Source organism: Streptomyces botrytidirepellens (genome assembly GCF_003721215.1).
Classification (GTDB): domain Bacteria; phylum Actinomycetota; class Actinomycetes; order Streptomycetales; family Streptomycetaceae; genus Streptomyces; species Streptomyces himastatinicus.
This window is the reverse complement of the sequence record NZ_RIBZ01000274.1, coordinates 1-13689: the sequence shown is the minus strand read 5'-3', so window position 1 is coordinate 13689 and position 13689 is coordinate 1. Positions and strand designations below refer to the sequence as shown.

The 13689-nt window shown below is 63.1% G+C and carries 10 protein-coding genes and 1 pseudogene; 3 read left to right on the top strand and 8 right to left on the bottom strand.

Going from position 1 to position 13689, the window contains the following annotated elements; all coding sequences use genetic code 11:
• The 6 genes and pseudogenes from EEJ42_RS22510 to EEJ42_RS22485 all read right to left on the bottom strand — a co-directional run.
• Positions 1 to 1009, bottom strand: a pseudogene (locus EEJ42_RS22510) (competence protein CoiA family protein); the annotation flags it as partial.
• A gap of 346 nt (positions 1010 to 1355) precedes the next feature.
• The gene (locus EEJ42_RS22505) at positions 1356 to 1580 is read right to left on the bottom strand and encodes a hypothetical protein (RefSeq protein ID WP_148082009.1); all 225 of its coding nucleotides are present in this window, start codon (positions 1578 to 1580) and stop codon (positions 1356 to 1358) included.
• A gap of 22 nt (positions 1581 to 1602) precedes the next feature.
• Complete coding sequence (locus EEJ42_RS22500) at positions 1603 to 3537, bottom strand: TetR-type transcription factor C-terminal domain-containing protein (protein ID WP_184503211.1); 1935 nt, start codon at positions 3535 to 3537, stop codon at positions 1603 to 1605.
• Positions 3538 to 3741: 204 nt separating this feature from the next.
• Positions 3742 to 4836 (bottom strand): LLM class F420-dependent oxidoreductase, encoded by a 1095-nt coding sequence (locus EEJ42_RS22495; protein WP_123102251.1) that lies wholly within the window; start codon positions 4834 to 4836, stop codon positions 3742 to 3744.
• Positions 4837 to 4963: 127 nt separating this feature from the next.
• The gene (locus tag EEJ42_RS22490) at positions 4964 to 5503 is read right to left on the bottom strand and encodes an aromatic-ring-hydroxylating dioxygenase subunit beta (RefSeq protein WP_123102249.1); all 540 of its coding nucleotides are present in this window, start codon (positions 5501 to 5503) and stop codon (positions 4964 to 4966) included.
• 1 nt (position 5504) lies between these two features.
• Positions 5505 to 6881: an aromatic ring-hydroxylating oxygenase subunit alpha gene (locus tag EEJ42_RS22485; RefSeq protein ID WP_123102257.1), complete on the bottom strand. Its 1377-nt coding sequence runs from the start codon at positions 6879 to 6881 to the stop codon at positions 5505 to 5507.
• 669 nt (positions 6882 to 7550) lie between these two features.
• Between EEJ42_RS22485 and EEJ42_RS22480 the strand changes: the two genes are divergently transcribed.
• Together EEJ42_RS22480 and EEJ42_RS54710 are read left to right on the top strand one after the other, a co-directional pair.
• Entirely contained in the window at positions 7551 to 9119 is a 1569-nt protein-coding gene (locus EEJ42_RS22480) for a class I adenylate-forming enzyme family protein (RefSeq protein WP_123102247.1), read from the top strand.
• Positions 9029 to 9220, top strand: coding sequence for a hypothetical protein (locus tag EEJ42_RS54710; RefSeq protein WP_425472942.1), 192 nt, complete (start codon positions 9029 to 9031; stop codon positions 9218 to 9220). Before EEJ42_RS22480 ends, EEJ42_RS54710 begins: the two co-directional genes overlap by 91 nt.
• A gap of 23 nt (positions 9221 to 9243) precedes the next feature.
• On the opposite strand, the gene EEJ42_RS22470 is transcribed toward EEJ42_RS54710, so the two are convergent.
• Entirely contained in the window at positions 9244 to 10005 is a 762-nt protein-coding gene (locus EEJ42_RS22470; RefSeq protein WP_184503210.1) for a helix-turn-helix domain-containing protein, read from the bottom strand.
• 122 nt (positions 10006 to 10127) lie between these two features.
• Positions 10128 to 10718: an SDR family oxidoreductase gene (locus tag EEJ42_RS22465; RefSeq protein WP_281291486.1), complete on the bottom strand. Its 591-nt coding sequence runs from the start codon at positions 10716 to 10718 to the stop codon at positions 10128 to 10130.
• A 1749-nt stretch (positions 10719 to 12467) separates the two neighbouring features.
• On the opposite strand from EEJ42_RS22465, the gene EEJ42_RS22460 reads away from it, so the two are divergent.
• The gene (locus EEJ42_RS22460; RefSeq protein ID WP_123102239.1) at positions 12468 to 13361 is read left to right on the top strand and encodes a helix-turn-helix domain-containing protein; all 894 of its coding nucleotides are present in this window, start codon (positions 12468 to 12470) and stop codon (positions 13359 to 13361) included.
• The last annotated feature ends 328 nt before the right edge of the window (positions 13362 to 13689 follow it).

The following is a 13689-nucleotide window of genomic DNA, read 5'->3' as shown; positions in this document are numbered from 1 at the left end:
CCGGCCGGTGCTCGGGCCGTGACAGTCGGCCGCGCCGCCGGGCGGGGGCGGGTGGTGGGCTGACGCCTACGCCGCGTTCTTTGCGCAGCAGCAGGTCGGTGGCGCGGCGCAGCAGCTCGTTCTCGGCCGCGCTGGCGCCGCCGTTCACGGCGGCCTCGGCGTGAGTGAGGTGGTGGCGCAGTTCGCTCACTGACCGGTCTGCCTCGATTGCCTTCTGCAGGGCAGCGAGCGCCGCGACGCGGTCGTCGTGCGCCTGCGGAGTGGCCACAGGCCGGGCCACGGCCGTGGGCCCGGCCAACTCGGTACGGGGCGCAAGGACGCCAAGGGGGCGGACGGTGCCGCGCAGTCGGCGCACCTCCTCAACGGCCGGGGTGGACAGCCCCCAGGGCGCGAGGCGGCATTCGTCCAGGCCGAACCACTGCGTGCCCTCGTGCGTCTGGGTGCCGATCATGACGCGGCGGCCGATGCCGTCGGTGTCGCAGCGGATGCGCAGCACATACCCGTCGACGGTCAGCCGGTACGGATTGTGCGGAATATGCGGGCCGAGCACCAGCTGCGTGCTGTCTGCGGCCGTGGACGGTGCGGCCTGCGCGCCGAGGAGAACCCGCAGGCATCCGTGCCTGTCCGGCTCGAAGAGTACCTCGGCGCCGGGCCGTTCGGCGTCCTGGGGGATGCTGGCGCGCGCGGTGATGGACTGCCCGGCGAGCCAGGCGAGGATCTGCTGCTTGATGTAGAGGTGGTCGGCGCTGTCCATTCCCAGCGAAGCCCGGCGGCACGGGCCCCGCCCGGGCTCGGACAGGTGGGCGAAGTGGCAGATCCGGTCCTGATACGTCTTGATTATCAGGCGGCCCCCGCACCCGCCCAGCCACCTCCCGCACCAGAAGCTGTCCGTCGCGTGCGCGCGGCGGAACGCCGTCACTTCACCGGCCTGCATGGGCAGCACGACGGGGATCTCCGACTCCGTACTGCCGATCACCGCCGTCTGCACCAGACGCTGGTCCCGCGGCACGCCACCTCCCGAACAGTCGGCTTCGCCCTGATCCTCCAGTGTCCCTCCACGGGGAACAGTCCGGGAGAGTCCAGACCCAGTACGACGGCCGGAAGATGCCCCCCGCGCCTGGCCCTGGCCGATTCCCCGCCCGCGTCAGACATGCCATCCGGGCGGCTCCAGGCAGCTGCGCAAGTCCGACTCGCCCAGTGGTGCGACCGCCACGGGTGGGGCCCGCCCCGTCATGGGGACGCGCATCAGTGCACCGGCCATGACCCGGCGGCGGTCACCCACCAAGGTCCATCGCGCGGACCTGTCGCTCGTACTCGGCTTCGTCGAGCGAGCCGGTGTCGCGCAGGTCGATGGATCAGATATCCGGAGTGATCGCGTCGATCAAGACGCGCAACTGGCGCACGACGTTTTCGTCGACATCGGCCTGGTCCAGAACCTCGGTGGCAGGGGCAAGCACATCGATGAGCCGACCGGACTGTACGGCTGGCGGCACCTCGCGCAGCAAGGCACGGAAGAACGGCCCGCTCCACTGGCCGAGGGCGAGGCCTTCGGCGAGCTCCCGTTCGGCCTGCTCCGGCACCCCCACTGCCCGAGTCGGGGCTTCACGCAGTTTTGACCCCAATGAGACTGCAGATGGCGTAGGCCGTCTCTCGGGGGGTGGTCTCGCAGGCTCGGTGTACACAGTGGAGCCAGTAAGCCATCCGCAGGATGCCTTCGGTCAGCACGCCTGGTTCGTGCTCTGAAGGAAGGATTCCCTGCCCCTGCGCCGCCGCAACGATATTGCTCGCCCGGTTGATGAACAGCCGCTCGCGGGCGTGGGCCAGCTGGGAAGATCCGGACGGTAGTGAAAGAAACTCCGCCCAGTAGACAGCAAGTTCCTTCTCATGTGCGTGTACGACTTCAGTAAACGCTTCAATGACCTGTGCTAGTTGCTGATGCACGGAGCCAAGTGATTTGTCGAGCGCTACAGTGAACTCGACGGACATTCGCTGGGCGATCGCGCCCATCATTTTGTCCTTCTTAAAGTACTGGGATACTAGGCTCTGACTCACTCCCTCGCGGATGGCGATGTCTTTCGTCGTGCCGGCGTCGTACCCTCGTTCAAAAAACACGATAGCCGCGCTGTCCAGAATGCTGCGGCGTTTGCCTGACCATTCGGGCGTCGTCGTGGCGGGGTACCAGTTGCGTGGACTTCCGGGGTCTACGAGGTCACGGACCGCGGAGGCGAGCTGCTGCGAGGTGTGCAAGCTGGGTCGGTACTCAACACTCAGAACGGCTTGGGCAAGGGCATCAGAGTCGTATTTCGCAGGCAGGATTTGAGCGCAGGTGCGCTCTGCTTGCTGCTCCGGGGGAACGGCGTGTTGGCTCGGTACCGTCTCAGGGCGCGAACCTGACAGGATGGGCCTGCCAAGGCGATTACGGGCATCGTCGATTCGGATGAGACTGGAAAATGCCGCGGCGATCTCCTGCGGGTCATGACGGTGAGACCGGTACCACCAATGAGTCCAGCTCAGCATGCCCAGGATCGCCTCCGCCAAGATCAACGGGTCATGCTGGCGGGGGAGGAGCCCCTCTTCCTGGGCGGCCGCAACGACGCCGATAGTACGAACCACGAAAGACCGCTCACGTGCCCGGGCCTCCCTGGCATCCTCTGCAGGTATCGAATTGTATTCCCTCCAATACACCGCGAACGTGTTCTGGTTGACGTGCATGGACTGGAGAAAGGACTCGATGATCTGTGTCAACTGCTCACGAACACTGCCGAGTCCTTGGTCGAGGGCATGTACGAACTCGGCAGAGACCTGCTGGGCGATCATGCCCAGCAGGCGCTCCTTCTCAAGGGGGTCGGCTGCACGCGGGGCATCTTCACCCGCATGAGCGGCGATTTCCTCGATGGTAGTCGCGTCGAATCCGCGGTGAGTGAAGACGTGTGTGGCGCTGTCGACCAGCCGCCGGTTCCCGGGGGATAGTTCAGGTGATTGCGCGGGAGGGCGCCCAAAAGGCACGACACCAAGGCCAATGAGATCACGATATGCTGCCGAAACCTGCTGCGGGGTGTGCCGATCAGGCCGGTACCACCAATGAGTCCAGCTCAGCATGCCCAAAATGCCTTCGGTGAGCGTCAACGCATCATGCTCGGCGGGCAGAACTCCCTGTTTCTGAGCAGCCGCAACTATGTGTGCCACTCGAGCAACGTACTCTTTCTCAAGAGCGCGAGCCTGCTGGGCGTCATCGCTCGGAATTGACTCGATTTCCTTCCAATACACCCTGAACGTATGCTGGTTGAGAGCCATCGACTCCACAAAAGAGTGGACGACCCTCGCTAGTTGTTCCTCGGGGGATCGATCTCCCGCGAGGGCCTTGTCGAGTGCCGCAATGAAATCCGTGGAGACTTGACGGGCAATCGAGCCCATCAACTCACTCTTTTTGAAGTAATGAGCGACGAGGCCCTGGCTCACCCCCGCGAGAGCTGCGATCTCCCGGGTTGAACCCTTGGCGAATCCATGACGGAAAAACACCTCGGCCGCACCGTCCAAGATCCTACGGCGCACGTCCTCAGCAGGGGCGGGTTCGGATGCATCAGAAGGGGACGTCCTGGCAGTCCTTGCCATGTATGCACGCTTCCTGAGGTATGAGGCTGGCATGGGTATCGAGGGCGGCCACCTGCTGGATGGAGCGGCCCCAGCTTGGAGCAGCTCTCCTTCCGCAGGCCGCCTCGGTGTGGGACACCGACGCAGTCATCACTCCGCCGTCCGGAGCGCACGCAGCACTTCGAGCGTGTGCTCGCCCGCCGGATCATACGAAGTGGAGCAGGGAAGCACCGCCACCTCGGCGTGAGACGCATCCTGTTCAGCCACACCCTGCAAAGCGGCCGCCATGTAAGAGCGCAGTCCCTCTCGGATTTCATCCCTATCCCCGAAAATAGCGATCTGTTCCACCAGCGCTGTGGGCGTGGCTTCGATGAGCTCCCGCAAACGCGGACGAGGATCGCTTCGGGCATAGTCGACGACGTCGCCGAAGCCGGCGCGGGTGAACATCTCCCCATAGCCCGGGGCCGCCAGGTATCTGGCCACAAGGCCCCGGACCTGCTCCACGGCCGCCTGCTTCTGCTGGCGGCCGACACCGGGACCGGCCGTTGCGGCGACGGGAACCCAGACCGCGACCCGAGGGCGTGAACGGTGGATGGCAGCAGCTTCACTGGCGAGTTGCTCGGCCAGCTCGGCCGCTGTCTGTGCCGTCACCAGCGCGAAGACGACCCGATCAGCTTCGGCCGCGGCGCTCCGAAGAGCGCGGGGTCCGAACGCCGCGATGGTCAAGGGACACACCGGCGGGTCCAGCATGAGGCGATAGCCATGAGTATGGATCATCTCGCCCGAGAGATCGGTACGTTTGCCAGCAAGGAGCTGCCGCAGAGCTTGTGCGGACTCCCTCAGCGTGACGGCTGGCCTCCGGTGGTCACGACCGTGCCATTGGGAGACCATGGCCGGGCTGCCAGCTCCGATCGCGATGCTCACCTCGCGGCCTTTGGCCAAGTGGGCCACGCTGGCTGCTGCTCTGGCGATGAGGACGGGGTCGCGTACAGCAGAGGGAAGCGGCCCGAGAGTCAGGGGGATCCTGCGGGTGCAGTACAGGATGGCAGTGGCAAGGACGCTTGCGTCCCAGGTCTCCCGCTCGCCGACCCACAGGCCATCGAACCCGAGGGTGTCAGCAAGGCGGGCGGTCTCCAATGCTTCCTCGGGGGGACGGTCGTCCCACAGTCCGAGGGCGACCGATATTGCGGCCCTGTGGGGCCGCTGCGGTGGTGTTCCGGCGATCACGGGTGGCGCCGTCCTCATCTCGGGGGCTGCTACTGGTGGTGTCCTGGTCGTGTGACGGTCTTCCCGCCCTGGCGGACATTATCGGGAGGTGGCGGTCGCGTGTCAGTAACGGGAGAGATCTGAGGGCCAGGCGGTCCACCCCACGTCACAGGAACGTGGTGAGGGCTCCGGTCGGCAAGATGGTGTGCCTGAGGAGAATGGTCCGGCGAGCGATGCGGAGCAGTCCGTCGTGACCGCGGCGCAGGAGGTCCTCCCGGCGGGCGTGCAGGGCAAAGCTCACATCCTCACTTCCCCGGTACCGGCCCGCGAAGTAGAGGACGACGGAGTGGACACGGAATGCATGGGGATCATCGGTGCATTCCACCTCCACGTTGCAAACAAGGTGCATGTGGAGTGTGGGAGGGTTCTGCGCCAGGTTGGCAGGATCCTCGAGTGCCTTTGCTCGCACTGCCAGTTCACGCTTGTCGTCGGTTTCGATGATGGCCAGTCGACCTCGTTCGTAGGCCGGGACTGGATCCCGCCGGTCACGGGATTCGATGACAGGCATCCAGTACTCAAAGCCGTCGCCCTCGCTGAGCAAGTCCAGCCACTCCTGGTACCTTTCCTCATCGAGTAGACGTGCTTCCCGGAAGAGGAACTGCTCGATCTCGACGATCAGATCTGGACCGGGCTTGCTCTCGCACATGTCAGCGCCCCTCCTTTTCGCTTGACGACTGATCATGCGCTTGTGCTGCAGATCGCCTGTTCTCGGCGCGGGGCCAGGTGGGAGATAGCATCAGCTCGGAGTACCGCTGGAGATAACCTCGAAAGTTCTCGTCGCTGATCTGGCCGGCCGATACCTCGAGATTGAGGTCTTTGGGGAAGCCGGGGTGGGTGGTGCGCGTGCCCATTGCGAGGCCACCGTAGAGTGGGTGGCTCCGCGAGGCCGGACCATTATGTGAGACGTTCACGCCTTCCCAGTTGGCCACATCATCCGGTTCAAATGTGCCAGTAACGTTAAAGGTAAGCTGATTGCCTGTGCGCCATGCCCTCTTTACCTCCTTTGGTGCATTGCGGTTGACCAGAACGAAGGTTTGGAGCAGAGTGCGATGAGGCCCCATAGGCTGCCACACGCGAATGCTATTGACCCCTGGGAGGAAGGAGGCATGTGGGAAGGCGTTTGCGGAACTGAGGGCAGCGACCATCTTGGCGCGGTCCAGGCCCAGGCGTTGCTCGAACTGTTTTTGACGCTGGCGTAGGTATTCCATGACGCTCGGTGCGTTGAGTGTGGCTGCATTGCCGAGCGGGTACTCCTCGCTCCACTCCCACCCGTGGCCATTGACTCTGGCCTGATAGCTTTTGGCATCGGGCGCTCCGAGACGCGGAACTTGTCGTGGAAGCATGGCCCGGGACCCGGATACGTGAGTGGGCTGGGCATGCAGGGCGTCGCATACGAAGTTCAGTGGCCCCTCCTTCCAATTGCAGTGGATAATGGAGCGCACGGACCCGGGAAGGAATTCTGTTCCGCCAGGATCGTTATCGAGAAGGGCGTCCAAGAGAAAGGTGAACCCCCCGAAGTACTCGTCCAGCGAGGGCGCTTCCTCGTCGAGTGTCCCAAAGACCAAGCCCTTGTACGTGGCGACCTGTGCAACCGGCCTCAGTCCGAGCTGGGAGGCATCAAACCCTGGGCTGCGTTCGAAAGCCTCCTTCTCATGCATGTTTATGAGCTTGCCGTCAAGACTGAACGTCCATCGGTGATATGGGCATATGAAGGAGTTGCTGGATCCGCGGTCCGGTCGGACGAGTAGATTTCCTCGGTGAGGGCAGGTGTTGAGATAGGCGCGTATTTGTCCGTCTTGGTCACGGACGACGATTACGTTGTCGCGGCCCATCAAGGTTGTGATATATGAACCCGGGTCAGATAGTTGGGAAGTGTGAGCCAGGAAAAGCCAGCAGCGTTTGAATATTCGCTCTAATTCCAGATCGTAAATTCTCGGGTCATGGAATATGTTCCGGTCAATCCATCCGTCCTTGAGGCCCGGCAGTGCCAGCGTTTCGCGCAGGTCGCTCGGCAGATCAGTCAAGGGAATCTCCTGTCTCGTGAAAATGAATCGCGGCACGAGGCCTTTCGTGGGCGTGGGGACCGCAGCGGCATTCGATGACGTTGCGTTGAAGCCCTACGCGCCTTGCTGGCCGTTTGGCCGGCGCAGCTAGATGGCCCGGTATGTGCCCCCCTTCGCCACACGCGACCTCAGCAGGCGATGGGTTTCCGAGGAGCGACTGATGCATGTCGGGACTGGAACTGCGACGTACGAACCCCAGCTGGCGGTCAGGGTGCTACGTGCCGCGGCGGGCACAGTGGAGGGGGGAAGCCGAGCCGTTCCGGAACCTGTGTCATGGGCATTGTCCGACAGGGCACTTGACCCCCCGTCGGCTTGCGGTGAGGGTGTGGCAACCGCTGGCGCAGGAATCCCCGCGAAGATCGGTCGCGTCTCCACCCGCTTTCGGAGTTGGCGTTGAGACCACAGGAGGTCAACTGTCGTGGCGCTCTGTGAGGTCGCCTCAGGCTTGGCAACGCCCCCTCCAGGAGAGATGGTTGGTCAAACAATAAGGCGATCCTAACCACCATCCCGTCTGACGGTAACCCCGGACGAGAGGCCACTAGTGGACACCTTGGCAATGTCCTGCCACCCCCCGCGCGCGGCCGAGGCAACTTCCTGCCACCCAGCGGCGCAGCCAGTACAGTGCCGATCATGACAAGCTCACGAGAGGACAAGAGGTCATTGCTGCCGAGCGGCCGCGAAATGCCAGTTCGACTTGACCGCCGTGCCCACGGCTCAGTCGTCGACGCCTTCTGCGACGCCGCGGCCGGAGCGCCCGACCGCCTGGCCCTGAGACATGGCGATCGAACTCTGACCTACCGGCAATACGGCAGGTGTGTCGCCGGCCTCGCAGCCAAGCTGAACCAGCTGGGCTGCAAGGCTGGCCATCGCGTCGCACTCGTACTGCCGAACGGGCCGGAAATGGCCGTGGCGATTCTGGCGGGGCTGTCCGCACGCGCTCAGCTCGTCCTTCTCAACCCGCGCTATACGCCGAGCGAGCTCGCGCCACTGCTCTCCGATGCCGATCCTGCTTTGGTGCTCGCACAGCCTGGAGCAGGCAACGTCCTTGCCGCCGCCTCTAACGCCGGCCATGCGCCCGTGGTCGCTCTGGGGGACGAGGACCTCAATCTCACACAGTGGATCAATGATCCGTCTCTCGACGCACAGAGCCTGGATCGCCCCAACCCGGACGACCTGGCGACCCTGATGTACACGGGCGGGACCACAGGTGTGCCCAAGGGCGTGATCCACACACACCGCACCTTGATGCTCACCGTCCAGGCCATGGAGTACTGCTGGCCCACGAGCACGGACCAAGCAGATGTCTGGGCAGCCGTCGCGCCCATGTCCCATATCTGGGGACTGCTCATGGGGGTCCTGAACCCTGTCTACGGAGCGGCCACCGTGATCACCTTCCCCGGCCGGTTCCAGCCGGACCAGGTCATCGCATCGATGGAGCGCTACAAGGTGAGCGTGTTCGGAGGCGGCCCGGCGGCGATCTACAGCGCCCTGCTCGCTACCGGCACCCTGGCCTCGACTGATCTGTCGAGCTTGCAGGTCTGCCCGGGAGGCGGCTCACCCTTTACGACCGAACTGCATCATGAATGGAAGCAAACAGTAGGGGTACCCATATGCGAGGCCTACGGAGCGAGCGAAGGCGCTCCAATCACCTGTCCTGATCCGTCCCGTGAAGGGTCTGTCGGGCGTCCAGCACCTCTGATGGACATACGAATCCACGGAATCGAAAGTCACGAACCGCTCCCAGCGAACGAAGTGGGAGAAATATATTTCCGTGCCCCCCACATGCTCATCGGATACAGAAACCAGCCGGATTCCCAGAAAACACTCGTCGACGGATGGCTGCGTTCAGGTGACCTCGGAGAACTCGACGAGGAAGGCTACCTTTACATCGTCGGCCGCCTCAAGGAAATGATCATTGTCGGCGGCTTCAATGTTTACCCCAGCCAGATTGACGGGGTACTGATCTCTCATTCGAATGTGAAACAGGCAGCCACAATAGGCGTGCCGGACGCCCGAAAGGGCGAGCTGCCTGTTTCATTCATCGTCCCAGTGCCGGGCAGTGAANGGACGCCCGAAAGGGCGAGCTGCCTGTTTCATTCATCGTCCCAGTGCCGGGCAGTGAACCTGATTTGGACGACCTGCATCACCTGTGCTCTGAGCAACTCACTGCCTATAAGCGCCCGGCAGCGATTATGGTGATCGACAGTATCCCGCACACCCCGGCCAACAAGGTCGACCGAAAGGCTCTGCACGCCCTGTGGGCCGATGCCGTATCCCGGCCGAGCGACATACCCTCCTGAGACACATACGCCGCGACAGGCTCTCAGCCGCTAGCGGTCCAGCGGACCTCACGAAGGCCCCGATGCTGCCAGGCTAGGGGCTTTCGTACCCTGACCTTGAGAGTACGAAGTTCACCCGCATTTAGTGGCAGGCGAGCGCCATCGAAATGGACAGCGTGTTCGATGCGTTGGATGTCCCGCGAGACGGTTCGATAGACCGCGCCGGTGTCGGGATCAGCATTCACCGCCTCCTCCAACCGACGCAGCTGTGAATGGCCGGGCGACGCTCTGAGCTCGCACGCGAGCTGGCAGAGCATCGGTATCCGCCACAGCTCGTTCCAGTGCCTCAGCCTATCCTGTGCTACCGGATTAAAAACCACATTAACGAAGATATTCCATCCGACGGCTTCGACCTCCCGCTCACCAGTCAGGGAAAGGATAAATCTACCGAAGGCCGGATTAGCGACCAACACGTTCCACCCAGCATCCCGGACGAACGCTGGATGACGGCAATCCATCACTTCCTCTGCGTAATCAGACAGGTAGGACTTGAGTTCCTCGTCGTCGTTAGGGAAGACCTCCGGGGGCGCGCCGTGGAAACCAGCCAGAGTGAACAAGAGATCATGTTCCTGAGGGTCATGGCACAGCTCGCGGGCAATTTTCGCCAGTTTCTCGTACTCCGGCGACTGGATTCCCCGCTCCCAATTGCGTATAGCGCGCTCGCTGGCGCCTGTTCTCTTCGATAGCTGCAGCTGCGTCAGGCCGGCGTTTTCGCGCAGTTTGACTAGGTAACTGTGGACATTCACTGCCCTGCTCCATGTCCGCGTCTTCGCATTTTGATCGCCTGGGCCGCGATCTGGTCTCCGTAGCTCTGTTCTCGCATTGAGTCGACTAGTCAGCCTGCATCTGCGGTTTAAGCTAGACGAAGTCACCCGACCGCGAATGCGCCTCCGTCTATTCGCATCTCAGCGCCAGTAATGTATTCGGCAGCATCAGAGGCGAAGAATGTGACCGCAGCGGCAACGTCGTCTGGCCGAGCCACGCGCCCCATCGGTATCGCGGAAAGGACGCTTTCCGGGGCTGAGCCCGTGGACGACTCAGGTGGCGATTCGGCAGTGCGGCCAAGTCTCACGGCGTTGACCGTGATGCATGGAGCGAGGGCGCGCACCAATGACCGATGAGTCACAGTCAGCGCCTTTTCGTAAACTGACCAGTTTGCTTCGTTCGGTCGCGATGGCATTTGAGAGATCAAGATGATGCGTCCCGCCTGGGCGTGCCGCATCGGAATTGACGCTTTGGCAGCGATCCTCCTGATTCTTGCTATGTGTGATTCGGCGACATGGGAAAAGTCAGACTCGGGCATGCGCATATAGCGTGCCTCGTTGATGGGCTGAGTGCTGATGATCAGGACGTCGAACGGCCCTCTGTTCGCCTCAATCTCCGCAAAGATCGTTTCGACATCCACGTCCACAGGTACGTCGGGGGGAACTGCGAGTAGTCCGTTTTGGGGCGCCCTCATTTCGCCCGTATGAACTACCTTGTTGCCCAGCCCCCGGAATCTCGTAGCGATACCGTCATTGAGCGCGTCGTCCCCGCCGGCCAATAGCACCGACTTCATATAAACCTTTCGCCGCGAGTCTGCGAGCGCGCTGTTATCGGGGGGCCGACGCGGTTCCCGCGGCCCGTCTCCAGGTACCGCGGGCAGCTGGGTCCCGCGCGCTTCCACCTTGCCACCAGAAACGTCGGCCGGCCGTGTCTTGTCACACGTGCCCCAAGCTCCTTGAGCGGAGAGCCGTGAGCCAGGAGGGGTAGGTAGAGCGAACCCCAGTCAAATGGCGTGCACCTGACATAATGCCGCTTGCCTGCCTGCGGTCCACCGCCGAGGTGCGGCAGGGCCGGGCCGACGCTGGCCAGCAACGAGAGTCTCCCGGTTCGGAAGAAACGTTCCTCCGGCCAGGTGTGTGACCCTGTGCGCGGCACTCGAGGCAACCGAGCAGGCCGTGCTCGCCTGGTGCACATCGGTCTCTGGGCGGCATGAACTGCCAGCGTCCGTTTCATGCCGTGCTGCTCAGCCGAACGCTGCGGCCCTTCGTTGTGCCAGGTCATCAGACATCCGTCCTGTGCAGCTCCTGGTTGTCGAGGTGCTTTCGCCCCTCCGGCCACGGCATCCCCCTTCCGGCCGCCTCGTTGCGCTGACTCTGAGTCACCAAGAACCCGCCCTCACCGAGCTACCCATGCTCAGTGTCAACGCCGAAGCCCAAGCCACCCTTCAGGGCTGGTTGGTCAAACAATAAGTGAATGTAGCAGCACCTTGTGTCTCGGTAAACGGTGCGACACGCAGCGCAGTTGCGAGGGCAGCCGCAGAACAAAACATCGCCAAGTGGGCAGTCAGCGCATATCGCAGCTTCGACAGGGGGCTCAAGCAGAACGTCCCGAAGGTCCACCCATCCCGCCGATCCGTCCCGCAGCAGGGCGGCCGGCGCGCTGGGGCTGATGCTGCCGCGCGAGTCTGTCTCGCTCGTGACCCAACCTCACGGCCCAAAGACGGTCGGCACAAGGCGGGTTGCTCTCCCCATTCATGGTGCTCAGAGAGGCGCAGCCCTAGGCGCTCACGGAGAGTTCACCGTGTCGACGGCACCTGCGAAGCCCGGTTCCGGGGCGTCTCCAGTCCGGGCGTTGCGCTTGGTGACCAGCCCGATCCAGGTCTGCGTGCTTCAGATCGGGCGTCTGGCCCGAGTGGGTCTGAATCATCGGCATGAGGTCTCTGTGCGGCGCTGTCCGCGGCAGCAATTTCGCCCAGCGCCAGCACTGGCGCGGGCCAGCATGCCGCAGAGCGGGCTGCGCGTGCTTCCCATCAAAGACGCAGCTCAGGAGGTGTGCGAGAGGACGAAGCCAGCGCGTCGGAGCGATGTCGAAGCCCCGACCGGCATCACCATGCCGGTCCCGCCGGTTACTGGCGCGGTTGCGCACCATGGGGTAGTCATCAACTGTGCGTGACCGGACGGATCTTGCCCGTCGGCTCACCCTTCGTGTCACGTCCTGCCCGGATTCGGCGTCCCCTCATTACGCCGACAATGCGGGCTTCAGCAGTTGACGAAGGGTGGCCTTCCGCGGCGAGCTATTCGTTGAGCCGCATTCGAGGGTCGTATGCAACAGGCTGGACCAGCCAGCTGATTGCTTCCGCTGCTCCCGGGGCAGTAGCCCGGAGTGGCCGAGTCAAAGGAATTCGAGTCAAGGGGGAGTTGTGCCGGAGACGGCAGGGGCACGGATGGATGAGTTCGCTTTCGCTATGCGAGGTAAGCGCTTGCAGGACTTCCTCAAAGGGAGGCGAGAATATCTTGGACTCAGCCAAGAAGTGGTGGCCGAGCGGTTGAATATAAGTGCTCGCGCGTATGGAAACTGGGAACGAGGGCGAGTCAAGGAGTGGACCGACCAGAAGCTTTATGCTTTGGCGGAGACCCTTGAAATGACGACCTATCAGGTCGACCGGCTGTTTCGGATTGCTGTCGATCGGGCCCCCCAGTCGAACCAGCAGGTCACGGCCTTCAGGGGCCGCTCCGAAGACCCAAGCACCACGGCGTTCTTGGGTGACTACCGCACGATGATGGACGCACTTTCGCTCCCCACATACGTTGTTGACCACCGGGGCGATGTGAAAATAGAGAACAAGGCGTACCGTGACTTGTTCAGTGGAGTCCGTCCACACGGACAGGCTATGCCTAGTCGCAGTTTCCTGCGCTTCGGACTTTTCCATCCCGAAGCTCCGGCGATCTTGGCTGGCCATGCAAATTGGCAGCTGGTCCTGCTGGCGCAGCTCGCTTCAAAGCTGGACAGCAACAGTGAAGACCCGGAACTGCAAAGCATTCGTCGTGAGGTTCTGCGTAACGAATCTTTGCGGAAGGCATACCTTCACGAACTGCCGTACTGGACCCTAAGTTCCGGGGCCGACCCGATGCATCATGAGGGCGCTCTACTCGAACTGCACCACCCTGACCATCGCATCGGGGTGAAAGCCTGTCGGCTTGTCGAAGAAACACCCAAATCGCTGGAGCGCTTGGGGCTAACCCGTATCACACTCGTGCTCACCAACATCACTGAAAGCCATGCCCCCCAGCACGGGATCCACGAACGCGGGCTCGCTCGCAGCCGTCATGCCGCGTAGCCCGCGTCCGGCTCGCCCGCGGGGCTGATTGGCTCTCCTGGATGGGAGAGCTGACAGGAACGGGGCAGCTTCGGTGATCCGCTCGCGGGCGGTACAGCCGAGTCGCTCGGTCACGAGGATGCGAGTATGACGGGTCGACCGGTCTTGGGTATTGCCTGCTCGTGGCCTCGTGGTGCCGTTCCCGGCCGGGCTACCTGTGAGCCTGTTGCCGCCCGTGGGGGCGGCCGGGCGGGACGGTGGGGTCGGTGTTGGCGTCGTGGATGCGGGCGAGGTGGAAGCTGCTCAGCTCGTCGTCGGTGCCGGTGCAGGCGTGCAGGTACAGCGGGTC

Coding starts and splice junctions, on each gene's coding strand:
- EEJ42_RS22495 (WP_123102251.1), bottom strand. CDS start 4,836: ATGAGGACGGCGCCACCCGTGATCGCCGGAACACCACCGCAGCGGCCC.
- EEJ42_RS22490 (WP_123102249.1), bottom strand. CDS start 5,503: ATGTGCGAGAGCAAGCCCGGTCCAGATCTGATCGTCGAGATCGAGCAG.
- EEJ42_RS22465 (WP_281291486.1), bottom strand. CDS start 10,718: ATGAGGGCGCCCCAAAACGGACTACTCGCAGTTCCCCCCGACGTACCT.
- EEJ42_RS22460 (WP_123102239.1), top strand. CDS start 12,468: ATGGATGAGTTCGCTTTCGCTATGCGAGGTAAGCGCTTGCAGGACTTC.